Below are 26454 nucleotides of genomic sequence, written 5' to 3'. Positions count from 1 at the left end.
GATGGCGATCGCCGATCCACGCCCCGCGACCTACGCCCCCCGCCCACGAGAGGGCCTCGGTGAACTGCTGGCGAGGCAGGGCACGGGCTTCTGGGTCGTTGTCGTGCTGCTCCTGGCGATGCCGGCCATCGCCAGCCCCTTCTGGCTCGTACAGATCGTCGCCTACGCGATGATCCTCGGGATGGTCGCGCTCAGCCTGATGTTCCTGGGCGGATATGGCGGCATCGTCAGCCTGGTGCAGATGACGGTCGCGGCCTTCGCGGCCTATCTCGTCGCGATCCTCGGCGACAGCGCCATCACCCAGATCAGCCTGAAATGGCCATGGTGGATGGCCGTTCCGGTGGCCGTGTTTCTCGCGACGATCTTCGGCACGCTGAGCGGGGCGCTCTCGGTCCGCACCGAGGGCATCTACACCATCATGATCACGCTCGCGATCGCCTCGGCCTTCTACTACCTCTGCCTGCAGAACTACACGATCTTCAACGGGTTCAGCGGCTTCAACGGCGTCATTCCGCCAGTTTTCCTCGGAGTCGCGTGGGGCGAGAACATACCCTTCTATTATCTGGTGCTGGCCTGCGCGGCGCTGGCCTACTGGGCGGTGATCTATTGCGCGCGTGCGCCTTTTGGCCTGGCGCTCCAGGGCACGCGCGACAATCCGCGCCGCATGGCGGCGCTCGGCTTCGACGTCGTGGCGCATCGCATCGCGGCCTATGCCTTTGCCTCGGTCATCGCTGCCTTCGCCGGCGTCCTGCTGGTCTGGTATCAGCGGCAGGTCTCGCCCGGCACGGCTGGCATCGGCCCGGTGGTCGACATTCTCATCATCGCCGTGGTCGGGGGCTTGAGCCGGCCGATCGGCCCCTTCGTCGGCGCTCTGGTCTATGTGATCCTGCGGACCTTCTCGCTCGATCTGCTGACCGCTGCTGGCCTCGACGGCAAGCGCTACCAGCTGGTGGTCGGAGCGGGCTTCCTCGCCATCGTGCTGTTCTCGCCTGACGGACTCGTCGGAATCTGGCAGCGGCTGCGCGAGCGCCATCGGCGCAGCCGGGAGGCGAAGGCGGCGCAGATGCGCATCGGTGGAGGCGGGCCATGAGTGCGCTGCCGACCCGCGATGGGCTCGCCGCGGCGGGCTCCGCAAATGCACTCGAGCTGCGCGGCGTCTCGCGGCTGTTCGGAGCGCTGGCCGCTCTGTCGGACGTCACCGTCTCGGTGCGGCCGGGCGAGCGGCGCGCCGTGCTCGGCTCGAACGGCGCCGGCAAGACCACGCTGTTCAACTGCATCACCGGCGATTTCGCGCCGAGCTCGGGGGTGATCCGCTTCTTTGGCGAGGACGTCACCGCCTTTCCGCCGCAGGAGCGCATCCGCCGCGGCCTGCGCCGCACCTACCAGATCTCCTCCCTCTTCGCCGGCCTCTCGGTCATCGACAACGTTTACCTCGCCTGCCGGGGCGTCTCGCGAAACCGCTTCTCGCTGCGCCGCCCGCGCCGCGACGACACGCTCGTGCAAGCCGCGCAGAACCTCGTCGAGGCCGTGCATCTGACCCCGGTGAAGGACCGGCTGGTCGGCGAGCTCGCCTATGGCCAGCAACGCCAATTGGAGATCGCGCTCGCGCTTTCCGGCGCGCCGCGCTTCATCCTCTTCGACGAGCCGGCGGCGGGCCTCTCGCCGACCGAGCGGCGCGACCTCGTCCACATCCTGACCTCGCTGCCGGCCCATATCGGCTACATCATCATCGAGCACGACATGGATGTGGCGCTGCGCGTGGTCGAAAGCGTCACGATGATGCACAACGGCCGCATCTTCAAGGAAGGGCCGCCCGCCGAGATCGAGTCCGATCCCGAGGTGCAGGAGCTTTACCTCGGAGGCGCCCATGGCTGAGCGCTTCATGGCCCCTCCTGCAGCTGGAATTCCAGCTCTGCACATCGCGGGCCTCAACGTCTTCTACGGCCGTTCCCACGCCCTGCAGGGCGTCGATCTCACGCTCCAGGGTGGGGTGCTCTCCGTCGTTGGTCGCAACGGCATGGGCAAGACCACCATGTGCAAGGCGGTCATGGGGCTCGTGCCGATCGCCGCGGGCTCGATCCGTCTGTTCGGCGAGGAGATCGCCGGCCGCGCGCCCGCCGAGATTGCCCGCCTCGGCGTCGGCTATGTGCCGCAGGGCCGCAGGCTCTGGCGCTCGCTGACCGTCGACGAGCATCTGCGGCTGATGCAGCGCGGCAAGCGCGGTGCCTGGACGCCCGAGCGCATCTACGAGGTCTTCCCGCGTCTTGCCGAGCGGCGCAACAACGGCGGCGCGCAATTGTCCGGCGGCGAGCAGCAGATGCTGGCGATCAGCCGCGCGCTGCTGCTCAATCCGCGCCTGCTCATCATGGACGAACCGACCGAGGGGCTCGCCCCCGTCATCGTCGCCCATGTCGAGGAAATGTTGGTGCGCCTCGCCGAGCAGGGCGATGTCGCGATCCTCGTCATCGAGCAGAACATCGGCGTCGCGACCCAGATGTCCGACCCCGTCGCCATCATGGTCAACGGCCGGATCAACCGCGTCATCGCCTCGGCCACTCTGGCTGGGGATCGCGACCTGCAGCAGCGCCTGCTCGGCGTCGGCCGCCACGGCCATGACGAAACCGACGCTGCGGGTGCCGGCGGCGCGCCCGCAGGCGTATCAGCCACGGCGGCTCCGCAGCAGGCGGCCGGGCCGATGCGCGTCTACCTCTCGAATCCCACCATCCCGACGCGCTGGTCGCAGCCCGTGCCGGCGGCCCGTATCGAAGCGCAGGCCCGCACCATCTCGCGCCCGACGCTGGCGACGCTGGACGGCCGTCCGGTCGGCGATGTCCGGCCGCTCGCCGCCACCACCGGGGCTGAGCCCTATGTCGTGGTTGCCGGCACGCTCGACACCAAGGGCGAGGAACTGCGCTTCATCCGCGACCTGATCCGCGCCGAGGGGCTGCGCACGCGACTGGTTGACATATCGACCTCGGGCCGCAGCGCCGGCGGGGACGTGACGCCGCAGGAGATCGCGCTCGCCCATCCCCGCGGCTCGGCCGGCATCTCCTCGGGCGACCGCGGCACGGCGGTGGCGGCGATGACGGAGGCGTTCAAGGCTTGGCTGCCGCGCCAGCAGGGCGTGCTCGGCGTGATTTCGGCCGGCGGCTCGGGCGCGACGGCGATGGTGACGCCGGCGATGCAGGAACTGCTGGTGGGCCTGCCCAAGCTGATGATCTCGACCATGGCCTCGGGCGATGTCCGCGCCTATGTCGGCGCCGCCGACATCGCGATGCTCAACGCCGTCACCGACGTGCAGGGCATCAACCAGGTCTCGCGCCTGGTGCTCGGCAATGGCGCGCGCGCCATGGCCGCGATGGCGAAGGCCCGCCTCGCCGACCTCCGGCGCGAAACCCCGCGCCGCCGGGAGCAGGCCGAGAAGCCGCTGGTGGGCCTGACCATGTTCGGCGTCACCACCCCATGCGTGCAGCAGGTCGCGAAGCTGGTCGAGGCCGAGTGGGAGCCGCTCGTCTTCCACGCCACCGGCACGGGCGGGCGCTCCATGGAAAAGCTCGTCGATTCCGGGCTGGTCGGCGCCGTCATCGACGTCTCGACCACCGAGATCTGCGACATGATGATGGGCGGCATCCTGCCCGCGACCGAGGATCGCTTCGGCGCCATCATCCGCACGCGCATCCCCTATGTCGGCTCGGTCGGTGCGCTCGACATGGTGAACTTCGCCGCGCCCGAGACAATGCCGGAGCGCTATCGCGGCAGGAAAACTTATCCGCACAACCCGCAGATCACGCTGATGCGGACGACACCGGAAGAGAACGCCCGCATGGGTCGTTGGATCGGCGAGCGGCTGAACGAGATGGAGGGGCCGGTGCGCTTCCTCATCCCCGAGCTCGGCGTCTCGGCTCTGGATGCCGCCGGCCAGCCCTTTCACGATCCCGCTGCGGACTCGGCGCTCTTCCTGGCACTGGAACAGACCGTCCGCACCACCACCAACCGGCAGCTCATCCGCATGCCGCTCCACATCAATGACCCGGCCTTTGCCGCCGCCCTCGTGCAGCATTTCCGCGCGCTGCATGCCGGGCGCCGACGCGAGCGGGCGGGGGTAGGACGGGGATGACCGCTTTCGACAAGAAGACCCTGCTCAAGCGCTTCCGGGCGATGATCGCGAAAGGCGAGCCGATCATCGGCGGCGGCGCGGGCACCGGGCTTTCGGCCAAATGCGAGGAGGCCGGCGGCATCGACCTCATCGTCATCTACAATTCCGGCCGCTATCGCATGGCCGGGCGTGGCTCTCTCTCCGGGCTGATGCCCTATGGTGACGCCAACGCCATCGTCATGGAGATGGCCGCCGAGGTGCTGCCGGTGGTGAAGCAGACTCCGGTGATCGCGGGCGTCTGCGGCACCGATCCGTTCCGCCGCATGGATGTCTTCCTCGACGAGGTGCAGCGCGTCGGCTTCGCCGGCATCCAGAATTTCCCGACGGTCGGGCTGATCGACGGCGTCTTCCGCAAGAATCTCGAAGAGACCGGCATGGGATACGGCCTCGAGGTCGAGATGGTCGCTCTCGCCAACGCCAGGGGCCTGCTGACGACGCCTTACGTCTTCTGCGAGGACGACGCCCGCGCCATGGCCGCGGCCGGCGCCGACATCATCGTCTGTCATCTCGGCCTGACGACGGGCGGGAGCATCGGCGCCGAGACGGCGCTGAAGCTCGCAGACTGCCCGGCGCTGGTCGATGCCTGGGCCGCCGCGGCGCTCAAGGTGAAGAAGGACGCGATCATCCTGGTCCATGGCGGGCCGGTGGCCGAGCCGGCCGATGCCGACTTCATCATGAAGAACACCAGGCACTGCCACGGCTTCTACGGCGCCTCCTCGATGGAGCGCCTGCCGGTCGAGGTCGCGATCCGCGACCAGACGCGCGCCTTCAAGACGATCGGCGCCACGCCGCAGACGACAAAGCCGGCGCGCAAGGTCGGCAAAACGAAGTGATCCGGGCTCGGGGCGGGAGGATGAGGACATGACGGGACAGCTGATCGGATCGCTCATCCTCTGGCTGATCGTGGCGGTGATCGTCATCGCCATCGTCGTCTATCTGGTGAACTGGCTTTATCGCCGCTCCTCGAAGGAGGTCTCCTTCGTCCGCACCGGCCTCTTCGGCGAAAAGGTGGTCATCAACGGCGGCGCCTTCGTCCTGCCGATCATCCACGACGTCACGCCGGTCAATATGAACGTGCTGCAGCTCGCGGTGACGCGCGCCAGCAACGACGCGCTCATCACCCGCGACCGCATGCGGGTCGACATCGATGCCGAGTTTTATGTCCGGGTCAGGCCGGAGCGAGAAGCGGTCTCCATCGCCGCCGCCACCCTCGGCCGGCGCACGCTTCAGCCCGACCAGCTCAATGCGCTGCTCTCCGGCAAGTTCATCTCGGCGCTGCGCACAGTGGCCTCCGAGATGACGATGGAGGAGATGCACGAGCAGCGCGGCTCTTACGTCCAGCGCGTCAAGGACGCCGCCGCCGAGGCGCTCGACCAGAACGGCCTCGTGCTGGAATCGGTCGCGCTGACCGACCTCGACCAGACCGACCTGCAGTTCTTCAACCCGTCCAACCGCTTCGACGCCGAAGGTCTGACGCGGATCATCGAGGAGATCGAGGACAAGCGGAAGCTGCGCAACGACATCGAGCAGGACTCGATGATCCGTATCCGGACCCGCAACCTCGAGGCCGAGCGCCAGGCGCTCGACATCGAGCGCGAGAGCGAAGCGGCGCGGCTGGAGCAGCAGCGCGAGATCGAGATCAAGCGCGCGGTGCAGCGCGCCGAGGTCGCCCGCGAGCGCGCCGTGCGTGACACCGAGGCCGAGCAGGCGCAGATCACCTCGCGCGAGGAGATCGAGAAGTCCCGCATCGCCAATGAGCGGGCGATCAGCGAGGCGCGCATCGCCTCGGAGAAGGACATCCGCCAGCAGGAGATCGACCGCACGCGCGCCGTCGAGGAGGCCGAGATCGTCGCCCGCGAGCAGGTCGAGAAGGCCCGCATCGCCAATGAGCAGGGGATCAACGCCGCCCGCATCGCCTCCGAGCGTGCGATCCGGCAGAAGGAAATCGAGCGCGCCCAGGTGATCGAGGCCGCCGAGATTGCCGCGCGCGAAACCACCGAGAAGGCCCGCATCCTGCAGGAAGCCGCGGTCAATGCCGAGCGCATCGCCCGCGAGCAGGAGGTGCGCAATCGAGAGATCGAGCGCACCCGCACGCTGGAGCAGGAGGACATCGCGGCCCGCGAGGCTGTCGAGACGGCGCGGATCGGCCAGGAGGAGCGCGTGCGCGCCCTGCAGATCGCCCGCAACCAGGCGCTCGACGAGGCCGAGATCGCTGCACGCGAAACGGTGGAGAAAGCCCGCATCGCGCAGGAGGACGTCATCACCGCCGAGCGGATCGGTCTGGAGCAGCGCAAGAGCCTGCGCGAAATCGAGCGCACAGAAGCGGTCGAGGCCGCCGAAATTTCCGCCCGCGAAAGCGTCGACAAGACGCGCATCCGCCAGGAGAAGACGATCTCCAGCGAGCGCATCCGCCGCGACGAGGAAGTCCGTAATCTCGAGATCGCCCGGACGAAGGCGATCGACACCGCCGAGATTTCCGCGCGTGAGGCGGTGGAGGCCGCCCGCATCGCGCAGGAGAAGGCGGTTGCAGCCGAGCGCATCGCCGCCGAACTCTCCACCCGCGAGCTGGAGATCAAGCGCAATGCCGATCTCGATGCGGCTGAGCTCAGGCGCCGCGACACCGTCGAGCGCCAGCGCATCGAGACAGAACTCGGTCTCGACCAGGAGAAGATCGACGCGAGCAAGATCCGTGAGATGCTCCAGATTGCCCAGAAGAAGGCGATCGAGGTCGCGGAGGAGGAGCGCGCCATCGAGGTCGCCGCCAAGAAGGTCGAGCGCGCCGACGCTGACCGTTCGCTGCGGCAGGCCGAGATTACGGCGCGCCAGCTCGTCGAGACCGTCGACATTGCCCGCGAGCAGGCGCTGGAGGCGGCCCGCATCGAGCGCCGCCGTGCGCTGGAGCAGTTGGAGATCGCCCGCACCCAATCCCTGCAGGAGGCCGAGATCGCCTCCCACGAGGAGGTCGAGCGGGCGCGCATCTCCTCCGATCGCGGGCTCGACGAGGCGCGCGTCGGTCGCCAGCGTGAGCTGCGCAAGCTGGAGATCGAGCGCGAACGCGAGGTCGAGTCCGCCGCCATGGACAAGGCGATCGCGCTTTACGCCAAGTCGCTGGAGGAATCCGCCGCGCAGGCCAACGCCGAGGCTGCCCGCGTGAAGGCGGTCGAAGCCGAGGAGAGGGTCAAGACCGTGCGCGAGAGCGCCAATGCCGAGCGTCGAAAGACCGTCGAGGTGCTGCTCGCAGAAAAGGCAGCCGAGGAATCCCGCATCGCGGCGGAGGCCGACAAGGTCCGCCGGACTGTAGAGGCCGAGGCTCAGAAGCTGCTCTACGAGGCCGAGAACGTACTCAGCGACGGCGCTCGCTACGGGCTCTTCCGCCGCCGCCTGCTCGACAAGATCGAGGGCATCGTGCGCGAGAGCGTCAAGCCCATGGAGAAGATCGAGGGCATCCGCATCCTCCATGTCGACGGGCTGGCGGGGGGCTCAGGCGCAGGCGGGGCGGGCGGAGCGGCGCGCTCACCCACTGACGAGGTCATCGAATCTGCGCTGCGCTACCGCGTCCAGGCACCGATGATCGACCAGGTGCTGAAGGAGATCGGCATCGAGGGCGGTAACCTCGCCAAGATGGGTGGGCTGATGCGCGAGGCCTCCGACATGCAGCGCGTCGCCAAGGAGGCGCAGCCGCAGCCCGCCAAGTCGAAGGGCGGTGGCAGCAGCGGTGGCGAGGGCTCGAGTGGCGGGTCCGGCCCGGCCGAGAAGGCTTGAGGGGAGAGAGATGGCCCGCGTCTATGTTTCCAGCGTCATCGGAGCCCCCGCCGCCAAGGTGTGGGCCCGCGTGCGCGATTTCAACGGGCTGCCGAACTGGCACCCCCGCATCGCCGAGAGCCGCATCGAGAACGGCGACCCGGCCGACAAGGTCGGCTGCATCCGCGCCTTCTCGCTGCGCAGCGGCGACCGGCTGCGCGAGCAGCTTCTCGGCCTGTCGGACTACGACATGTTCTGCACCTATGCGATCCTCGACTCGCCGATGCCGCTGACGAACTACGTCGCGACGCTGAGGCTGACGCCGATCACCGACCAGGAACGCACCTTCATCGAGTGGTCGGCCGATTTCGACTGCGCCCCCGAGCAGGAGGCCGAACTGGTCGCCGGCATCGGGACCAATGTCTTCCAGGGTGGCTTCGACGCCCTCAAGCGCGCTTTCGGGGGATAGCGATGCCCCATGTCGTCCGCAGCACCATCATCGATGCGCCGGTCGACCGGCTCTGGTCGATCCTGCGTGACTTCAACGGCCATGACCGCTGGCACCCGATCGTCGCCCGCAGCGAGATCGAGCGCGCCAACCCTTCTGACCGCGTCGGTTGCGTGCGCCGCTTCCAGCTCCGCGACGGCAGCGAGCTGCGGGAGCAGCTTCTCACACTCTCCGATCTCGAGATGACCTTCAGCTACTGCCTGCTCGACACGCCGATCCCGCTCTTCAACTACGTGGCGCATGTCCGGCTGCTGCCTGTGACCGATGGCAACCGCAGCTTCTGGCACTGGGAGAGCCGCTTCACCACGCCGCCGGGGCGCGAGGCGGAACTCGCCCGGCTGGTCGGCGACGAGGTCTACACCAACGGCATCGAGGCAGTGCGCCGCCTGCCGGAAATGGCGGGGGAGGGCGTTTGACATGCTCGATGTGAGAAGCTGCGCCACCCTGTCCGAAGCCGCCGGCATCCTCTCCGGAGACCGGCAGGCCCTGCTCATCGCCGGCGGCACGTTGGTGATGCGGGATGTCAACGAGGGCAGGTTGACCGAGGGCACGCTGCTGCGCGTCACCGATCCGGCCTTCCGGCAGGTCAATGCCGGTGGCGCGCGTGTCGAGATTGGCGCCGGCGTGACAATGGCGGCCGTGCTCGCCAACCGAGACCTCGCCTATCTGCATGCTGCGGCGCGCGCCATCGGCGGGCCTGCGATCCGGACCATGGCAACGATCGGCGGCAATCTCTTCGCCGAGACGCCCTATGGCGATTTCACCGTGGCGTTGCTGGCGCTCGGCGCAGAGGTCGTGGTGCAGGCGGGCTACGGCTCCGGCCGGGCCGTGCCGCTGGAGGATTTCCTAGCCGGGCGCGAGCGGGGCGGGGCGGGGCAGGCGCAGGGGCTGGTCACGGCCGTGCAGTTCACACGGCCGCAGAACCCCTCCGACTTCCTCTTCCGCAAGATCAGCCGCGTGAAGCCAAAGGGCATCTCGGTGCTCTCCATCGCTGCGCATCTTCCGGCTTCGGGCGGGCGGCTGGTGCAGCCCCGCGTCGCCTATGGCGCGATGGCACCTGTCCCGATGCGGGCCCGCGGCGTCGAGCGCGTGCTCGACGGCAAGCCGCTCGACCAGGCCGCGATCCAGGCGGCGAAGCAGGCTGCGCTGGAAGGCACCCGGCCCGCGACGGACGCCATCGCCAGCGACTGGTATCGGCGCGAAATCCTGCCCGTCCATCTCGGCCGGCTGCTCGCCGGCGAACCGCGCTGAGGAGAGGGATCATGGCCAAGCTCCCCGTCCAGTTCCGCCTCAACGGCAGCGAGCGCGCCGGTTTCGTCGATCCGGCGGGCAACTTGCTAGACCTGCTGCGCCGCGGCCTCGGCGACTTCGGGCCCAAATATGGCTGCGGGCAGGGCACCTGCGGCGTCTGCACGGTGCTGGTGGATAGCGAGCCGCAGCTCTCCTGCCTGACGCTCGCGATCTCCTGCGAGGGCAAGCAGATCGAGACGGCCTCAGGCATGGCCGACGGGCCGAACCTGCACCCGCTGCAGCAGGCCTTCATGGACAATTTCGCGGCGCAGTGCGGCTTCTGCACGCCGGGTATGCTGACCGCCGCCCGCGCCTTGCTGACGAAGAATCCCAATCCAACCCGCGACGAGGTCGTCGAGGCGATCAGCGGCAATATCTGCCGCTGCACCGGCTACGAGCCGATCATCGCCGCGATCCTCGCAGCTGCAGCCGGCGGTGCCGGCATGCGGCGCGCCTGAGCTCGGAGGAGGCTGCCATGCTTGAGATGCGCAAGGAGATCTTCGCCGACGAGCGCGACGACAACCTCAACGTCGTCGGCAAGGGCGTTCAGCGCCAGGACATGCCGGGCCATGTCACGGCGCGCACCCGCTTCTTCGACGATCACGCCTTCGACGGGCTGCTGCACCTCAAGTTGGTGCGTAGCCCGCATCATCATGCCCGCATCCGCTCGATCGACGTCTCCGCCGCCGAGCGCGCGCCGGGGGTGAAGCGCGTGCTGCGCGGCGCCGATGTGCCGGTCAACAAGAACACGCTGTTGAGCCTCATCAACTTCGGCAAGGACGACGAACCGACGCTCGCTGTCGACAAGGTGCGCTACAAGGGCGAGCCGGTCGTGGCGATCCTCGCCGACAGCGAGGCGGAGGCGCTGGCGGCGCGCAAGCTCGTTCGGGTCGAGTACGACCTGTTGCCGACGGTCTTCGATGTCGAGGAGGCGCTGAAGCCCGGCGCACCGGTCGTCAACGAGACCTATCCTGGCAACTACTTCGAATATCACCAGCGCTTCGACCATCAGAAGCTGCGCTTCGGCGATGTCGAGGCCGCTTTCGCCCGGGCCGACCACGTCATCGAGCACCGCTACCAGATGTCGCCGATCGAGCACGCGCCGACGGAGACGAATGGCACCATCGCCGCGCCGGACCAGAATGGGCGCTACCTCGTGCATTCCTGTGCGCAGGGCCTGTTCTTCTCGCTCGATACGACGGCCAAGATCGTCAATGTTCCGTCCAACCAGCTTCATTTCGTTGGTGGGACGGTCGGCGGCGGTTTCGGCGGCAAGGTCGATTCACTCACCGAGCCGCTGACCGTGCTCGGCGCCATGCTGACGGGCCGGCCGGTGCGATATGTCCTCGATCGGGAGGAGGAGATGCTCTACGGCTCGCCGCGCGGGGCCGAGCGCATCTACGTGAAGGACGGGCTGATGCGAGATGGGCGGATCGTCGCCCGTTACATCCGCAGCTATTTCGACGCCGGCGCCTACACGCGCCTCTCGAGCTATGCGGCGATCAAATGCACGGCGCACGTCCCGGGACCGTATTCGATCCCGAACGTCGCCTCCGACATCTACGTCGCCTACACCAACCGCTGCCCTTCGACAGCCATGCGCGGCTTTGGCGTCACTGCCGTCGATTTCGCGTTGGAGTGCCAGATGGACCGCCTCGCCGAGGCGGCCAACATGGACCCGGTCGAGTTCCGGATTCTCAACGCGTATCGCGACGGGGACATGAAGCCGCATCGCCGCGTCGCCAAGAACACGGCACTGGTGGAATGCGTGCAGGTCGCTGCCGAGAAAGCGAACTGGCCGATCTCGGAGCAGGCAAGGCGGGCTTCCTCGCTGACCGGGGGAGGCGGCGAGCGCGCGCAGATCCCGGCGACACCACTCGACGAGCGTGGCCAGATCGGCCGCCCCGACACGCGCAACGGCCCCGCCACCCAGACGTTGCCGGCCGGCACCACCCGCATCCCGCTCAGCAAGCAGCCGGTCTTCGAGGGCGCGCGCGATGGCAAGCCGGCGCCTGTACAGGTGCCTCGCTACGAAGCCCCGCCGCGCCAGAATCCGCCGCCCTACGACCCGGCCATCGCCCCGCCGTCACTGCAGCCAGCCTATCAACCGGCGGCGAGCGCGCCGCCCTTGCCGATCCCGCCGGCCGCCCCCGCGCAGCCTCAGCACGGCGCGGTGCGGTTCTCCTCCGTCTTCGGCACGAGGAGGCGCTGAGATGGCCCGTCACGAAGGCCGCGGCATGGCCTCGGTCAATTACCCGATCGGCATGAACCTCGGCGGCGATCCGAGCCAGGCGCTGATCCACTCGAACCCGGAAGGCAAGTTCACCGTCGCGCTCTCGGCCATCGACCTCGGCCAGGGCATGAAGCAGGTCTCGCGGCAGATCGCGGCCGAGACGCTGGGCGTGCCGATCGAGGACGTGTTCGTCGACACCGCCGACAGCGACACCGGTCCGCATGACATGGGCTCCTTCGCCTCGCGCGGCACGCACCGCATGGGCAACGCCGTCATCGCCGCCGCGCGCGAGGCTCGCGGCGTGCTGCTCGATGCGGCGGCCGAGGAGCTAGAGGTCAACGCCGCCGATCTCGTCACCGACGGGCGCGGCAACATCCATGTCCGTGGCGCTCCCTCCAAGACCATCACCGTCAAGGCGACGGCGCAGGCCGCGCAGTTCAAGCAGGGCAAGACCATCGCCGGGCGCGGCATCTTCCTGATCCCGCTCTCGGCAGTCGATGCCGAGACGGGCGAGATGAACCCGAACACCGCCTTCGCCCATGCCGCCCTCGTGGCCGACGTTTCGGTCGACGACGAAACCGGGGAGGTCGAGGTACTTCGGATGACCAGCGCCTATGAACTCGGCCGCGTCATCAACCCGCGCATGGTCGAGCAGCAGCTCGTCGGCGGTGCCTGGATGGGCATCAGCCACGCGCTCTACGAGACACCGGAGCCCTATTACCCCAACCCTGACCACGGCCCGCGCGACTTCAACGAATATCTGATGCCGGGGCCGGGGGATGTCGCGCCTTATCACGTCACCGTGCTGGAGCGGCCGGCGCCGGACGGGCCGTTCGGCGGCAAGGGGCCGGGCGAGATGTGCGCCAACCCGGTACTGCCCGCCATTGCCAACGCCGTCTACAACGCGGTCGGCGTGCGCGTCGACGAGCTGCCGATCACGCCGGAGAAGATCCTGCGCGGCATCCGCGCCAATGGCGGCGTCAAGCCCGGTCCGCGCCGCGGCGGCCCGGTGAACTGGCGGTGACTTCATGGCGCTGAGGACCACCGTCGCCGGTATATCGAGCCCTGAGGACCTCGCCGAGGCCCTGCAGGCGGCGATGTATCTCGCCGATGACGGCATCGCGACGGCGGGCTACCTCTCGCTGGCGCTCGGCAAGCCGCTGCTGCTCGAAGGCGCGCCCGGCGTCGGCAAGACCGAGGCCGCCAAGGCGCTCGCCGGCATCCTCGGCCGCCAGCTCATCCGGTTGCAATGCTTCGAGGGCATCGACGCCGCAGCGGCTCTCTACGAGTGGAATTACCCGCGCCAGATGCTCGCCATCCGCCAGTCGCGTGAGGGCGAGAGCCTCGACATCTACAGCGACGACTTCCTGATCGAGCGGCCGATGCTGACGGTGCTCAGGCGGCCGCAATCGACCGTGCTGCTGATCGACGAGATCGATCGCTCGGACCATGAGTTCGAGGCCTTCCTGCTCGAATTCCTCTCCGATTTCTCGATATCGATTCCCGAGCGCGGCACATTGCGCGCGGCAGAGCGGCCGGTCGTCGTGCTGACCTCCAACCGCACGCGCGAACTGCACGAGGCGCTGCGCCGCCGCTGCGTCTACCACTACATCGCCTACCCAGAGCCGGAGCGGGAGGCGCAGATCATCATGCTGCGTTCCTCCGCCGTCGCCGAGGGTACGGCGCGGGCAGTGGTCCATGCGGTCGGCCTTCTGCGTCAGGAGCCGCTCGCCAAGCCGCCCGGCGTCGCCGAGGCGGTCGACTGGGCCGAGGCCGCGACGGCACTCGCGCACAGCGGCGCGCCCTGGCCCGAGGCGTTCCGCCGCTCGCTGGGCGCCGCGATCAAGGACGAAGAAGACCTCGCCCACTTACGCCCGCGCCTGCCGCTCTTCATTCCGGGACTGGCGGCATGATCGCGCCGCTGCCCCCCGCCGCCCGGCCCTTCGTGGCCTTTGCTACGTTGCTGCGTGCGCACGGCATCGCCGTTGCGCCCGAGCAGACCACGGCCTTCCTGATGGCGGTCGAACTACTCGGCCCGCGCAGCATCGAGCATGTCCGCAAGGCGGCGGCCGCGACGCTCAGCCCCCATCCCGAGCAGCGCGCCCGTTTCGACGCCCTGTTCGACATGCATTTCCTCGGCGCCATCGCCGTGCCGGGCGAGGAGGAATGGGCGCCGGACGAAGATGTCTCGGTGCAGGAGGACACGGGCTCGCGCGAGATCCTGATCGGGGACGAGATCAACGAGACCGGCCAGGCCTCGACCGAGGCCGAAGCGCTCTCGATCCGCCGCCTAGGAGCCCTCGACGAGAGCGAGGCACTGCGCCGCTTCGGCCGGGCGTTGCCCGCCGCCCTGCCGCGCCGGCGCGGCTATCGCCATCGGGCGGCACGGCGCGGGCGAACAGTCGATCTCGCCCGCAGCCTCCGGGACGCCATCCGCCATGACGGCGAGGTGATGAGCCTGAAGAAGCTCAGGCGAGTGACCCGTCCGCGCCCGATCCTGCTGCTGATCGATGTTTCGGGCTCGATGAAGCAGCGCAGCGACGCCAATCTGGCGCTGGCCCACACCATCGTGCAGGCCGCGCCGCGGGCAGAGGTCTTCACCTTCGGCACGCGGCTCACCCGCGTGACGCGCGCGCTAAGACGCCGTCGCCGCGAGCAGGCCCTGGCCGAGGCCTCGGGGCTCGTCGCTGACTGGGACGGCGGCACGCGCATCGGCGACGCGCTGCAGGCCTTCCTCGCCGTGCCGCGCTTTGCTTCCTATGCGCGCGGCGCGGTCGTGGTCGTGCTCTCGGACGGGCTGGAGCGCGGCGATCCCACGGCGCTGGTCACGGCTGTCGCAAGGCTTTCGGCGCGCGCCCATCGCATCGACTGGCTGACCCCGCTCGCGGCCGACCCCGCCTACCGCCCGGAGACCGAGGCGCTGCGCCTGATCGCGCCGCAGCTCGCGAGCCTCTCCGATGGCGCAAGCACCGCCCGCATCTGCCGCCACATCCTTTCGCTCGGAGGCGTCGAGGCCGCATGACCGACATCGTCGATTCCCATTTCCATATCTGGAAGCAGGCTGATCTGCCTTGGCTCGTCGGGCCGATGCTGCCGCGCATCTTCGGCCCTTACGAGCCGCTGCGGCGCGACTATCCTGTGAGTGAATATCTCGCCGATTGCCGCCCGCTGGGCGTTACCGAGGCCGTCTATGTCCAGGCCAACTGGGCGCCGGCGCGCTATCTCGACGAGGTCGCCTTCGTCTCGCAGGCTTCGGAGGAATCCGGCTTTCCGATCGCCATCGTCGCCTATGCCGATCTGCTGTCCGGCGATGCCCGCCCGCAATTCGACCAGCTCGCCCGCAACGCTCGCGTTCGCGGCGTGCGCATGCAGCTCCATTGGCACGAAAACCCGCTCTACCGCTTCGCCAGCGGCCCCGATCTCGCGCTCGATCCGCAACTGATGGCCAATGTCGAAGCGCTGGCCGATTACGGCTTCAGCTTCGATCTGCAGGTCTTCTCCGGCCAGATGGCGGGCGCCGCGCAGCTTGCCGCTGCCTGCCCGCGCGTGACCTTCGTGCTCCAGCACGCCGGCATGCTGGAGGACCTCTCGCCCGATGGCGTCGCCCTCTGGCGTGCCGGCATGATGCTGCTCGCCGCACGGCCCAACATCGTCAGCAAACTCTCCGGTCTCGGCACCTTCCAGCGCCGGAACGACCCGGACCAGATCGCCTTCATCGCCAGGGAGACGCTGGCGCTGTTCGGGGCCGATCGCTGCCTCTTCGGCTCCAATTTTCCGATCGAGAAGCTCTGGACCACCTATGCCGAGCTGATCGACGCCCATCGCGCCGCCGTGCCCGCAACCGCGCATGGGGCCGTGTTCAACGACACTGCGAGGCGGGTCTACCGCCTCGCCCGATAAGTCCGAGGGGAGACGACAATGGCGCTCGAAATCAAGATTCTCGACTATGGCGACATCGAGCTCGAGTCGAGCTTCCTGGTGCTGGGCCGTGACTGCGGCCGCACCCGCCGCGTCCCGACTTACGGCTTCCTGATCCTCGGCGGGCCCTGGCCGGTCGTCGTCGACACTGGCTACCGCCATAACCAGATCATGGAGACGCTCGGCATGCGCGGGCTCCAGTTCCACGAGAACATGATCGAGAACCAGCTCGCCAAATACGGCGTGCGGATGGGCGACGTGCGCTACGTCATGCACACCCATCTCCATATCGACCATGCCGGGAAGGACGAGCTCTTCCCGATGAACACCACCGTCCTCGTCAACCGACGCGAGCTGGAATATTCCGTCTCGGGGCTGATGCACCCGCAATACCCGGCGCCCGACATCAAGCACCTGATCGACCGGCTGCACACGCGAGATGCGCTACGCTTCGAGGATCTCGAACTCTCCGGGATGATCGAACTCTTCCCCGGCTGCTATCTCGAGGCCGCAGGCGCCCATACCGAGGGCTCGATGAACGTCCATGTCGACACCGTCGAGGGCAGGGCGATCATCTGTGGCGACGTGATCTATGACTTCAACGACCAGATCGTGACGCCCTTCCACGAGATCAGCGCCAACGAGCCGCGCACCACCGGCAATCACGGCGTCTCCAAGCGCGAGGAGAAGGCGGCGATCAAGAAGCTGCTCTCCGCCGGCGCTTTCCTGCTGCCGGTGCACGACAAGCCGGCCAAGATCGCCCACGGCCAGGTCGTTGGCCGCATGGACATGGCGGTGCCCGGCCCGGTGGTGCAGTCGCTGCCGTCCCGCAACTGGTTTGCGGCGTGAGCCCGAGGGCGCCATGACCACGCACCTCGCCGTCAGCCCCGGCTTCGCCGATCTGGTCGACCTCTGGGCGCCGGTGCGCCAGCTCGGCACCGGTTTTGAATTCTGCGAGGGGCCGGTCTGGCATCCGCGCGAGCATCACCTGCTGTTTTCGGACATGCCGGGCGATGTCCGCCGCCGCTGGGACAAGGGCGGCATCCGCGAGGCCATGCGGCCGGCGAACAAATGCAACGGCATGACCTACGATGCCGACCTCAACCTCATCGTTTGTGAGCACTCGACTTCGACCCTCGTGCGCGAGCGGCCCGATGGAAGGCGTGAGACCATCGCCTCGCATTTCGAAGGCATGGAGCTCAACAGCCCCAACGACGTGGTCGTGAAGTCGGATGGAGCGATCTATTTCTCCGATCCCTGGTATGGCCGCATGCCGGTCTTCGGCGTCGAGCGACCGCGCCAGCTCGGCTTTCAAGGGGTCTACCGCATTACGCCCGGCGGCGGGGCGCCGGAGCTGCTGGTCGATCGCTACCTCTTCGACCAGCCCAATGGGCTCTGCTTCTGCCCCACCGAGGACCGGCTCTTCGTCAACGATACGGTGCAGTGTAATATCCGCGTCTTCGATATTCTGCCCGACGGCAGGCTGGGACCGGGCCGCGTCTTCGCCTCGGGCATCGTCTCGCAGAGCGAGCCCGGCGTGCCGGACGGCATGAAATGCGACGCGCAGGGCAATGTCTGGGTCTGCGGCCCCGGCGGCGTCTGGGTCTATACGATCAAGGGCGAACTGATCGGCAAGCTGCGCGTGCCGGAACTCGTCGGCAACCTCACATGGGGCGGTCCGGATTGGCGCACACTCTTCCTGACCGCCAGCCATTCGCTCTATGCTGTCGAGACCAAGGTCGGCCCGCGGATGGAGCCTTATATGAAGGCCGGCGCGACGGGAGGCGCCCGTCACGGCGGCGCAACAGCGCCGGACCGGCCGGTCAGTAACCTCGACGCGGCGGCCTTCATTTCCCCCGGCGGCGTCAAGAAAGCGGCGGCGGGCTACCGGCTGGATCCCTCTCGCTGCGCGCTGCTGATCCAGGACATGCAGAACGACGTGGTGATGGACGGCGGTGCCTTCGCGGCCTCCGGCTCGCCCGCCCATTGCAAGGAACAGAATGCCATCGGCAACGCCGCGCGGCTGGCGCAGGCCGCGCGGGCGAGGGGCATACCCGTCATCCATGTCTGGTTCGTCGTCGAGCCCGGTGCGCCGGGCGTCACCATGAACGCCCCGCTCTTCGAGGGGCTGGCCGATGCCACGGCGCTGGTGCGCGGCACATGGGGGGCGGCGGCCGTGCCGGGGCTGGAAGCTCAGGGTGGTGATCATGTCGTCGAGAAGCAGCGCATGAGCGCCTGGGAGGGGACGCGGCTGGAGACCGTTCTCAAGGCACTCGGCCGAGACGTCGTCATCGTCACCGGCGCCTGGACCAACATGTCGATCGAGCACACCGCCCGCACCGGCGCCGACAAGGGCTATTTCATGGTGGTGCCGGAGGACGCCTGCTCGACGATGAACGCCGAATGGCACACCGCCTCGGTGAACTACGCGCTGCAGAACGTGTGCGTGGTCACGGATGTCGACGCGGTCATCGCCGCTACGGCGGGGTGACGCGACAACGGTTGGAGTGAGGTCCGAACAAGTTGAATCAATTTGGGCGGATGTCTCTCTAAGCTGCTGAGAGATAACGGATGCGTTGCGGAACCGCGCCGTCATCCCGGGCTTGACCCGGGATCCATGCAGGAACGCGTCCGACTAAGGTTTCGGCATGGATCCCGGATCTTCGCTTCGCTGCGTCCGGGATGTCTCGCGCTTCCATGAGAAGGCTCTAGAAAGTCCGTTCGATAAACACCTGCGCCGAGCTCTGCCTGCCACTGAAGCTGGCGGCGATCGTCCGGCCGGCGAGTTCCGTCCGCTGCCATGCGACCGAGGCCTCGGCGCCGATCCGCAGGCCCTCGACCGGAGCCCAGACGATGTTCGCCGCCACGCGGTCGATGCGGATCTGGTTCTTTCCGGCTGCGGACGGTGGCAGGGAGAGATCGTAGCGGCTCACGTAAGCGTTGCTGGACCAGTCATCCGTCCAATCCCGGCCGATGGATACGACGCCGGACCAGCCACGCGTCGTGTCCTCCCCGGTCAGCAACGGCAGGACGCTGCGCCGGTCGAGCTGCGAGCCGATATAGGGCGGGGCGTTCACAGCGCCGGCGATCTGGCCGGTGATCGTCAGAGACCGTTCCAGCACCGTCGCCTCCCATGTCGCGCCGAGGATGGCGGCGCGGCCGACGAGGCTGGCAGCGCCCAGGCGCGGCACCTCGCGCAGCGCCACAGCTCCATGCAGCGTCAGCGAGCCGCTCTCATAGAGCAGGCGTGCGACCGCATCCGGCACGCGCTGCCCGCCCGTTAACAGACGTACACGCTGGTCGGCGGAGATGTCCTCGGCGGAAAGCGAGAGGCTCAGGCTTTCCGTGATCTGCCGCTCATAGCCGATAAGGGCGACGGTGCGGCTCGGAATCCGGCCGATGAAGGCGAATTCGTCGCCGGTCCAGAAGTCGAAGCGCGAACTCGCGAGACCGAAGGCGAAGGCCCCGAACGTGACGCTCGCCTCACTGAGAGTGAGGTCGTTGCCGCCTTCGGTGTTCGTGTCGACGGAGAACTCGAAGGCCGTGGCAAGATACAAACCGTCCCCGACGCTCTGCCCGCTCTCGATCCGGAAGGTCGTGCTGAGCGGAAAGCTCGTCAGGTTCGGCGGCACCTGGCCGGTCGCTCGCGTCAGGGCGTTGGCGCGGTATTCATCGCGCTGGAAGCCGGCATTCACCGTGCCGGAGATAGCGATGCAGGCACTGGAGCCTGGCGAGATGAATCCGCGTGGCGGCGGGTCGTCGTCGTCATCATCGTCGTCCGAGTCCGCCTCGTCGTCGTCTTCCTCTTCATCCGGCTTTTGCGTGGCGGGCGCGGAGAACAGCGGCGTTGGATCGGGCGCCTCGATCGTGCAGCTCCGCACAAAGGTCGGAGGCCGGTTCGCGGCGCGCGCGCCGTCTGCCGCAAGGCCGCCGAAGGCAACTGCGATCAGGGCACGGAGGCTGGCGCTACCCACCAGCCGCGCCGCGAGACCGCTGGCGCAGGAAAGTCTCAATGGTTGCTCGCTTTCGGCGCGGTCTGCTTCACCGGGGGCAGGGCTTCTGCCGCCGGGTTACCGCAGCGGCGGGGCATAGAGCACGCCCCCCATGCTCCAGAGCTGGTTGAGGCCGCGCGGTATGCCGAGCTTGGAGCTGGTGCCTAGATTGCGCTCATAGATCTCGGCATAGCTGCCGGTGGCCTTGACGGCACGGATCGCCCAATCGGCATCGATGCCGAGCGCCTTGCCGAAGCCGCCCTCGGCTCCGGTGAAGCGGCGCACATCAGGCTTCTGCGACTTCAACGCCTCGTCGATCGCGCCGCCGGAGATGCCGAGCTCCTCCGCGTTCACCAACGCGAAGTTCACCCATTTCACCACGTTGAACCAGGGGAAATCATCGCTGCGCACCACCGGGCCGAGCGGCTCCTTCGAGATCACATCCGGCAGCACCACGGCATCGGACGGCTTGGCCAGCCTCAGCCGTTCGCCATGCAGGGCCGACTGGTCACGGCTGAGCACGTCGCACTGGCCGGACTGGAAGGCGCTGAAGGCTTCCGCGGCGCTCGGGAAGACCTTCTCCTCATAGGTCATGGAGTTGGCGCGGAAGAAATCGGCGAGGTTGAGCTGGGTCGTTGTGCCGGCTTCCACGCAGATCTTCGCTTTGTCGAGGGCGAGCGCCCCATCGGCGCCGAGCGCGCGCTTGGCCAGGAAGCCCTGCCCGTCATGATAGGTGATGCCAGCGAAGGCGAGGCCGAGTTCCGCCTCGCGCCCGAGCGTCCATGTCGAGTTGCGCGCGAGCAGATCGACCTGCCCGCCCTTCAGCGCATCGAAGCGCTGGCTCGCCGAGAGCGGCGTGAAGGTCACCTTGCCGGCGTCGCCAAGGACAGCAGCCGCGACGGCGCGGCAGAAGTCGACGTCGAAGCCGTTCCATTTGCCCTGGCCGTCCTGTTCCGAGAAGCCGGCCACGCCCTCGCTGACGCCGCATTGCAGCGTCCCGCGCTGCTTGACCGTATCGAGCGTGCCGGCGCCGGCCGGGGCTGCGAGAATGCCGCCTACCAGCGCGCCGATGGCGGCGAGGCCGATACGGCGCAGGCGAATGCGTTGAGCCTTCGACATGGCATGCTTCCCCTTTTGAGCCGTTTACAACGTCGCCTTGTGGCGGATGATGACCTTGGTTCCCATCGGCACGCGCGAATACAGATCGACGATGTCGCCGTTCGCGAGCCGGAAGCAGCCGGACGAGATCGCCTGTCCGATCGTCTCGGGCTGGTTGGTGCCGTGGATGCGGAACACGGTCGAGCCGAGATAAAGCGCCCGCGCACCCATCGGATTGCCAGGCCCGCCGGCCATGAAGCGCGGCAGATAGGGCTGGCGTTGCAGCATCTCCGGGGGAGGGCGCCAATCCGGCCACTCCGCCTTGCGGCTCACCTGCACCTGTCCGGACCAGGTGAAGCCCTCGCGGCCGACGCCGATGCCGTAGCGCAGAGCCCGCCCATTGCCCTGGACCACGTAGAGGAAGCGCTCGGCCGAATGGATCACGACGGTCCCGGGCGCCTCTGTCGAGCGGAAGAGCACCATCTGCCGGGCATAGGGCCCGTCCGAGATGCTGACCTCTTCGGTCGAGATGCGCCCGGGCTCGTCGCCGACGTCCATGGTTTCCTCAATGCCCGCCGGAGGGCGCGGCTGGGCGGAGGTCGCCGCAGGCAGGGCAAGCCCGAAGATCAGAGCGAGGCCGATGGCGGGGATTCTGCGGGCCATATCGCGGGAGATATCCATGTCTCGTCTGCTCCGTCAGCCGCAGCGGGAGAAGATGAAGGTGCCGTAGCGCCGGTGGGCGTCCGGATCGACGAAGCGCATCACCAGCATGTTCGGCGCGACCGACAGCAGTTCGCGGTCCTGCGGATCGCCAGCCGGCGCCTCGAAGCCGAGAAAGTTCCTGCCGCCCGCCCCGGCCTTCAGCCTGAGCTCATAAGGCTTGGGATCGTCGGCCACATGCATCATCACACCGTCATGCGGCCCCTTGGCGATGGTGTAGGGCTGGCTGCACTGCGACTTCGCCTCGGCCTCGGTGCGTCTACGGTCCTTGTCGGTGTGGAAGGAGGCGATACCCCAGCGCCCGACCAACTGGTCGCGCGTGACATTGGTGGGGGCGGGCGCGACCGCGGCCGTGCTTGCGCCCGGCGAGAGGCCTTCGCCGCCGCCGCAGCCGGCGAGCAGGAGAGGCAGGATCATCATGCTGGCTGGAATAGCGGCGGAAAGAAGCTTGGTCCGGCTAGGCTGTCGCATCACCCCTCCATGGCAACGAAGTCGTCAAGGTGTCGCAAGCCGGGCAGGGCATCAGCCCGGCTCCTATAGGGCAGATCGCATTCGGGACGCTGCGCGCTTGGCAGAAAGGCGCGGCGCCATCTTAGGCAGCGGGCGGGCCGTCTCTCGACGTTTGCGCGAGGAGAGGGCCGATCTCGTCCTCAGAACAGCCGGAAGTGCGATTCCGATCAAGCCAAATTGTTGAAGGCCGTGCCGACGCGCATCCCCCAGATGCATGAGAGGTTGCCTCAGTGTCCGCCGAAAACCAACGTCCGGATCGGAAGAACCAGCGCCTGGATGCGCAGCAGAAGGGCATGCACGAGCCCCACCGCATCGACGGCATGGAGGGCGATCTTCCGCCCCGTCGAGAGCTTGCCCGATACGATCAGCTCGTGGTTGCTCGAATAGGCGTTGGCGATGCAGCTGCTGCCTGGTGTGACCCCGTCGAGCCCGCCGGGATAAAGAGGCTCGAGGAAGGCGAGCAGCGTCCCCGGCTTGGCGATCTGCTGCACGTCGAGCAACTGCTCGCCACCGCGCACCTGGCCTGCGGCGATGAAGTCCTGAACGTTGGTCACCACCATCGGGATCACGACCCATGGCTTCGACATGCAGGTGACCTCGGCGACCATGCCGGGCTTCATCACCTGCGCCTCGATCTGCGAGAACCCGGCCTGCAAGGTGGTACGCCCGGCCTCTTGCGGGATCAGGACGCCGGCCGGCCGCAACAAGGGGTTGACGATGTCGCCGACGCGCAGCGTGAACTGCTCGACGCGGCCGGTTACGCCCGCGCGTACGACGGTTTTGTCCAGATCGGTCTGCGCCTGGGCGAGCGCCGCCTCCGCGCTCGCCCTTTCGGCCGGCAACAGGCTCGCGATACGCGTCTCTGCCGCGGTCTTGGAGGCGGTAGACGCCGCAACGGCGGCCTCGCGCCCGGCCACCAGCGTCTCGAGCCGCTCGATCTCGCGCCGCGCGACGATGTCGTCATTGCGGCGTTGCAGCTCCTTCTTCGTCTCCAGTTCGTCGACGGCCTGCTTGAGGGCGCTCCTGGCTTCGAGAATGCGGCTCTCGTCGGTCACGATTTCCGCGCGCGCCACCAGGAGCGAGGCGTCGACCTCGGCGATCTTGCGCCGGGCGGTCTCCACCGCTGCCTGCTGCTTGCTGCTGTCCAGGCTGAAGATCGGATCGCCTTTTGTCACCGTCCCGCTGACGCCGAGATGGACCTGGTCCACGCGCCCATTGACCTCTGGAACGATCGGGACCGTACGGAACATGACGGCCGCGTTGTCCGTCGAGGGGTGGTTGTAGAAAATCACCGTGATCAGCCCGATGGTCAGCATCAGGCAGGCGGTGATGCCCCATCTCAGCTCGAACCAGACGGAGTAGAAGGTGATTTCCTTGCCGAGGCGCTTTCCCTGCCGGTAGCGGCGGTAGAGATAGTCCGGAACGATCGTCAGCAGGGAGCAGAACAAGAGCTCAAGCATGACTGCTCTCCGCGCGATGGGAAGCTGCAGGAGCGTCGGCGGCAGGAGCCTTCGGGACAGGAGCGTCCGGGATGCGATCGTCCGCTTCCGAAACCTCCGCATCGACATCGCTGGCAGCCCGCCGCGGCGTCACGCCGGCCATGCGTTCGAGCGCATGCGCCATACGGCCGAACAACCCTGAGAAATCGGGGATGTCGATCAGGGCGAGGAGCAGCCCCGCGACCCAGAACAGATGCACATGGGTGAACAGCGCGAGCAGGCCGAGGACGGCGACGATCTCGAACTGGAGCTTCTGCGACTTGTGCGCCATGCGCTCCGGCAGGGTGTGCAGCCGAAGGAAGACCAGCCCGACGCCGAGGACTGAGGCGAGGAGGATCACGGCCGTCACGACCATGAGCGTGTCCGTTTCCCCCGGCGCGGTGATGAAGGCCGGCAGGCTGTGCGGCGCGAGAGGATGCAGATCAGCGGCCATGCATAGGCTCCAGTCTCGACATCAGCCGATCCAGTTCCGGGCGAAGTCGGCTTCCTCGTAGCCTTCGGACTTCTGCCGCTTCGGCAGCTTGATCTTCTCCCGCGGCGGCGCCTCGTAAGGGACCGAGTTGAGGATGTGGGAGATGATGTTGAGCCGCGCCTGGCGCTTGTCGTCGGAGTGGACGGCGTACCATGGCGCCCAGGTCGTATCGGAGGCGCGGAACATCTCGTCGCGGGCGCGCGAATAGTCGTACCAGCGAGAGTAGGATTTCAGATCCATCGGCGAGAGCTTCCAGATCTTGCGCGGATCGTTGATCCGCTCCTCCATGCGGCGGGTCTGCTCTTCCGGGCCGACTTCGAGCCAGTATTTCAGCAGGATTGCGCCGGAATCGACGATCGCTCTCTCGACGCCGGCGACGACCTGCAGGAAGCTCTTGGCCTGCTCCTCCGTGCAGAAGCCCATGACCCGCTCGACACCCGCTCGATTGTACCAGCTGCGGTCGAAGATCACGATCTCGCCCGCGGCCGGAAGGTGCGGCAGGTAGCGCTGCACATACATCTGCGAACGTTCGCGCTCGGTCGGCGGCGGCAATGCCACGACACGGAACACCCTGGGGCTGACGCGCTCGGTGATCGCCTTGATCACGCCGCCCTTTCCGGCGCCGTCACGCCCCTCGAAGACGATGCAGACCTTTCCGCCCGCATGCTTGGCCCATTCCTGCAGCTTGACCAGCTCCCCATGCAGATCGCGCAGCTTTCGCTCATAGGGCTTCCGGCCCAGGGGCTCGACGGCATTCTTCTTCATGGCAGTTCCCCCTTCGCTAGGACCAGCTCAGGAAGAAGGCGACGTCGCCCGGCAAGCCGCCCGGCCAGTCGATGATCATGGCACGAAGCTTGAATTTGGCGGGCTGCAGATGCTCCTTCCAGAACTCATAGGCCTGCCTGGGCCGGCCGGTCAGCGTGGTCGGCCAATCGGCCTCGGCATTGTTGATGGCGCGGCCCCGGTCCGTGCACAGCGCGCTCGGGAAGCGCATCACCAGCACTTCGGTCTCGCCCCGGCTCGCTGCTGCGCGGGTCTTCGTCGCAAGGCTGTGCTTGATCTCCTCGATCTTCTGCGGCGTGACCTCGATTTCCTCGCGCAGCGTGGCGGCGAGCTTGCGCTGCGCCTCCTCGGCCTTGGTCATGGCTCCGGCCAGCTTGGACGCCCGCGCCATCTCGATATCGTTCATGTACAACCGCAGATCGTCGGCCGACATGAAGCTCTCGTCGGCGAGCGTCCCTGCGTTCAGATTCGGGTTTCCGGTCGACATCGGTGCCCTTCCTCCCCAAACGCGTTCAGTATTTCTCGATGTAGATGGCTTCGGCGAAGGTCAGGGACACCATGTCGCCACGCCGCAAGCGCGCGAGATCTTCCCTGATCGCCGGATCGGCCACGGTCAGGCTGCGCGGGCCGGCGGGCCCGACATAGTTCACGATGTTCGTGGCCGGATCGAACCGCTCGAACCGCGCGGTCAGCGTCAGCGTCCGCGCCACGAACCGCTCTGGGATGCTGCTGAAGACGGGAGTGTCTGACGCCTCGGTATAGACGATCCCCGGCTTGGCTCCCTTCCTCGCGCGTTGCAGGCTCAGGAGCGCTCCCTCGGCGCGATGGATCGCGAGCCGATCACCGACGCGAAGGTTCTCGAGGTCGCCGAAGATTTCCGGAACATGGACATCCCACAGGAATCGGCCTTGCCGGACGGTGACGAGGCGCATGGCAGGCGTGACGCGCGCCACCTCGACATTGATCTGCTCCACCTCGACGGGCCCGACGCCTGCCACGATCACGGTGCGGCTGGTCACCGTAGGGGTCGCGCAGCCCGCCGTGCCCAGGGCCAGCGAGATGGCCAGAATCCAGTTCGCGTATTTCGACATCGTCGCTCTCCACTCTGAAAATTCCGCGCGCCTTATGTTCGGTTGCTTCTTCCCGCGGATTTGGCCTGCCATTCGTTGATCGACTGTCGAAGCTCGGCTTCGAGGCCGTCGATGAGATGCCGATACTCGACGCATCGCGCCGCCGCGCCGGGGCCGTCGGAACCTTCCCACCGCCGAAGAGCCTGTTCCGCGTCGGCTAGGTCCCTGCAGAGGGACCTGAAGTTGTCGCTGCCCAGGACGAGCTCTTCGATGGCCTTCTTGTGTTTCGGAAGCAGCCGGATGGCGGCCAGGACGCCCTGATCCATAGGAACGAGCCCTCCGCAGAAGGTGAGAATTATGTGGTCGGGCTCTGGGATTGGGAGTAAATAACGGGAGGTTACGCCAAGACTGCTGCTAGTTTTCCCAACTTTCGTATGGATATTCGGCTGAGGGGAGCCAATTCC

Annotated in this window: 26 protein-coding genes; 16 read left to right on the top strand and 10 right to left on the bottom strand. The window is 67.5% G+C overall.

The features are described 5' to 3' along the window. Position 1: 1 nt before the first annotated feature. Genes BoBH3_RS21050 through BoBH3_RS20975 form a run of 16 tightly spaced genes read left to right on the top strand, consistent with a single transcriptional unit; the run spans position 2 to position 18337 of the window. Entirely contained in the window at positions 2–1090 is a 1089-nt protein-coding gene (locus BoBH3_RS21050; RefSeq protein ID WP_262332819.1) for a branched-chain amino acid ABC transporter permease, read from the top strand. Further along, complete coding sequence (locus BoBH3_RS21045; protein WP_262332818.1) at positions 1087–1875, top strand: ABC transporter ATP-binding protein; 789 nt, start codon at positions 1087–1089, stop codon at positions 1873–1875. Before BoBH3_RS21050 ends, BoBH3_RS21045 begins: the two co-directional genes overlap by 4 nt. Continuing rightward, positions 1868–4117 (top strand): ABC transporter permease, encoded by a 2250-nt coding sequence (locus BoBH3_RS21040; protein WP_262332817.1) that lies wholly within the window; start codon positions 1868–1870, stop codon positions 4115–4117. Before BoBH3_RS21045 ends, BoBH3_RS21040 begins: the two co-directional genes overlap by 8 nt. Next, on the top strand, positions 4114–4989 hold the full coding sequence (locus BoBH3_RS21035) for a phosphoenolpyruvate hydrolase family protein (protein WP_262332816.1): 876 nt from the start codon (positions 4114–4116) through the stop codon (positions 4987–4989). Before BoBH3_RS21040 ends, BoBH3_RS21035 begins: the two co-directional genes overlap by 4 nt. A gap of 28 nt (positions 4990–5017) precedes the next feature. Continuing rightward, positions 5018–7918 carry a flotillin family protein gene (locus BoBH3_RS21030; RefSeq protein ID WP_262332815.1) on the top strand — a complete coding sequence of 967 codons (2901 nt, stop codon included), beginning with the start codon at positions 5018–5020 and terminating at the stop codon, positions 7916–7918. A gap of 10 nt (positions 7919–7928) precedes the next feature. Next, entirely contained in the window at positions 7929–8366 is a 438-nt protein-coding gene (locus BoBH3_RS21025; protein ID WP_262332814.1) for an SRPBCC family protein, read from the top strand. Between the two features lie 2 nt (positions 8367–8368). Beyond that, positions 8369–8821: an SRPBCC family protein gene (locus tag BoBH3_RS21020; RefSeq protein WP_262332813.1), complete on the top strand. Its 453-nt coding sequence runs from the start codon at positions 8369–8371 to the stop codon at positions 8819–8821. A 1-nt stretch (position 8822) separates the two neighbouring features. Then, positions 8823–9656, top strand: coding sequence for an FAD binding domain-containing protein (locus BoBH3_RS21015; protein ID WP_262332812.1), 834 nt, complete (start codon positions 8823–8825; stop codon positions 9654–9656). Positions 9657–9667: 11 nt separating this feature from the next. Continuing rightward, positions 9668–10153, top strand: coding sequence for a (2Fe-2S)-binding protein (locus BoBH3_RS21010; RefSeq protein ID WP_262332811.1), 486 nt, complete (start codon positions 9668–9670; stop codon positions 10151–10153). A gap of 17 nt (positions 10154–10170) precedes the next feature. After that, complete coding sequence (locus BoBH3_RS21005; RefSeq protein ID WP_262332810.1) at positions 10171–11907, top strand: xanthine dehydrogenase family protein molybdopterin-binding subunit; 1737 nt, start codon at positions 10171–10173, stop codon at positions 11905–11907. 1 nt (position 11908) lies between these two features. Continuing rightward, complete coding sequence (locus tag BoBH3_RS21000; protein ID WP_262332809.1) at positions 11909–12952, top strand: xanthine dehydrogenase family protein molybdopterin-binding subunit; 1044 nt, start codon at positions 11909–11911, stop codon at positions 12950–12952. Positions 12953–12956: 4 nt separating this feature from the next. Beyond that, a complete protein-coding gene (locus BoBH3_RS20995) occupies positions 12957–13841 on the top strand; it encodes an AAA family ATPase (RefSeq protein WP_262332808.1) in 885 nt (294 codons plus the stop codon). Continuing rightward, positions 13838–14950 carry a vWA domain-containing protein gene (locus BoBH3_RS20990; RefSeq protein ID WP_262332807.1) on the top strand — a complete coding sequence of 371 codons (1113 nt, stop codon included), beginning with the start codon at positions 13838–13840 and terminating at the stop codon, positions 14948–14950. The genes BoBH3_RS20995 and BoBH3_RS20990 overlap by 4 nt, the downstream gene beginning before the upstream one ends. Next, positions 14947–15828 (top strand): amidohydrolase family protein, encoded by an 882-nt coding sequence (locus BoBH3_RS20985; RefSeq protein ID WP_262332806.1) that lies wholly within the window; start codon positions 14947–14949, stop codon positions 15826–15828. The genes BoBH3_RS20990 and BoBH3_RS20985 overlap by 4 nt, the downstream gene beginning before the upstream one ends. 18 nt (positions 15829–15846) lie before the next feature. Then, entirely contained in the window at positions 15847–16695 is an 849-nt protein-coding gene (locus BoBH3_RS20980) for an N-acyl homoserine lactonase family protein (protein ID WP_262332805.1), read from the top strand. A 13-nt stretch (positions 16696–16708) separates the two neighbouring features. Further along, entirely contained in the window at positions 16709–18337 is a 1629-nt protein-coding gene (locus BoBH3_RS20975) for an isochorismatase family protein (protein ID WP_262332804.1), read from the top strand. Between the two features lie 217 nt (positions 18338–18554). Here the strand turns inward: BoBH3_RS20975 and BoBH3_RS20970 are convergent, their stop codons facing one another. From BoBH3_RS20970 to BoBH3_RS20925, 10 genes are all read right to left on the bottom strand, one after another. Next, positions 18555–19820, bottom strand: coding sequence for a porin (locus BoBH3_RS20970; protein WP_262332803.1), 1266 nt, complete (start codon positions 19818–19820; stop codon positions 18555–18557). Positions 19821–19916: 96 nt separating this feature from the next. After that, positions 19917–20933, bottom strand: coding sequence for an amino acid ABC transporter substrate-binding protein (locus BoBH3_RS20965; RefSeq protein ID WP_262333066.1), 1017 nt, complete (start codon positions 20931–20933; stop codon positions 19917–19919). 48 nt (positions 20934–20981) lie between these two features. Beyond that, the gene (locus tag BoBH3_RS20960; protein WP_262332802.1) at positions 20982–21617 is read right to left on the bottom strand and encodes a L,D-transpeptidase; all 636 of its coding nucleotides are present in this window, start codon (positions 21615–21617) and stop codon (positions 20982–20984) included. Between the two features lie 15 nt (positions 21618–21632). Further along, the gene (locus BoBH3_RS20955) at positions 21633–22127 is read right to left on the bottom strand and encodes a hypothetical protein (protein WP_262332801.1); all 495 of its coding nucleotides are present in this window, start codon (positions 22125–22127) and stop codon (positions 21633–21635) included. Between the two features lie 266 nt (positions 22128–22393). Further along, positions 22394–23626 (bottom strand): HlyD family secretion protein, encoded by a 1233-nt coding sequence (locus tag BoBH3_RS20950; RefSeq protein ID WP_262332800.1) that lies wholly within the window; start codon positions 23624–23626, stop codon positions 22394–22396. Continuing rightward, the gene (locus BoBH3_RS20945; RefSeq protein WP_262332799.1) at positions 23619–24098 is read right to left on the bottom strand and encodes a hypothetical protein; all 480 of its coding nucleotides are present in this window, start codon (positions 24096–24098) and stop codon (positions 23619–23621) included. Before BoBH3_RS20945 ends, BoBH3_RS20950 begins: the two co-directional genes overlap by 8 nt. A gap of 21 nt (positions 24099–24119) precedes the next feature. Next, positions 24120–24902, bottom strand: a complete 783-nt coding sequence (gene ppk2, locus BoBH3_RS20940) for a polyphosphate kinase 2 (RefSeq protein ID WP_262332798.1) — start codon at positions 24900–24902, stop codon at positions 24120–24122. A gap of 16 nt (positions 24903–24918) precedes the next feature. Next, entirely contained in the window at positions 24919–25407 is a 489-nt protein-coding gene (locus BoBH3_RS20935) for a hypothetical protein (RefSeq protein WP_262332797.1), read from the bottom strand. A gap of 25 nt (positions 25408–25432) precedes the next feature. After that, a complete protein-coding gene (locus tag BoBH3_RS20930) occupies positions 25433–26011 on the bottom strand; it encodes a hypothetical protein (RefSeq protein WP_262332796.1) in 579 nt (192 codons plus the stop codon). 32 nt (positions 26012–26043) lie between these two features. Beyond that, positions 26044–26316: a hypothetical protein gene (locus BoBH3_RS20925; protein ID WP_262332795.1), complete on the bottom strand. Its 273-nt coding sequence runs from the start codon at positions 26314–26316 to the stop codon at positions 26044–26046. Positions 26317–26454: the final 138 nt, after the last annotated feature.

This window comes from Allobosea sp. BH3 (genome assembly GCF_025499465.1).
Taxonomy (GTDB): Bacteria; Pseudomonadota; Alphaproteobacteria; order Rhizobiales; family Beijerinckiaceae; genus Allobosea.
Note: the sequence above shows the minus strand (reverse complement) of the source record. Positions and strands in the feature narration are given on the sequence as shown.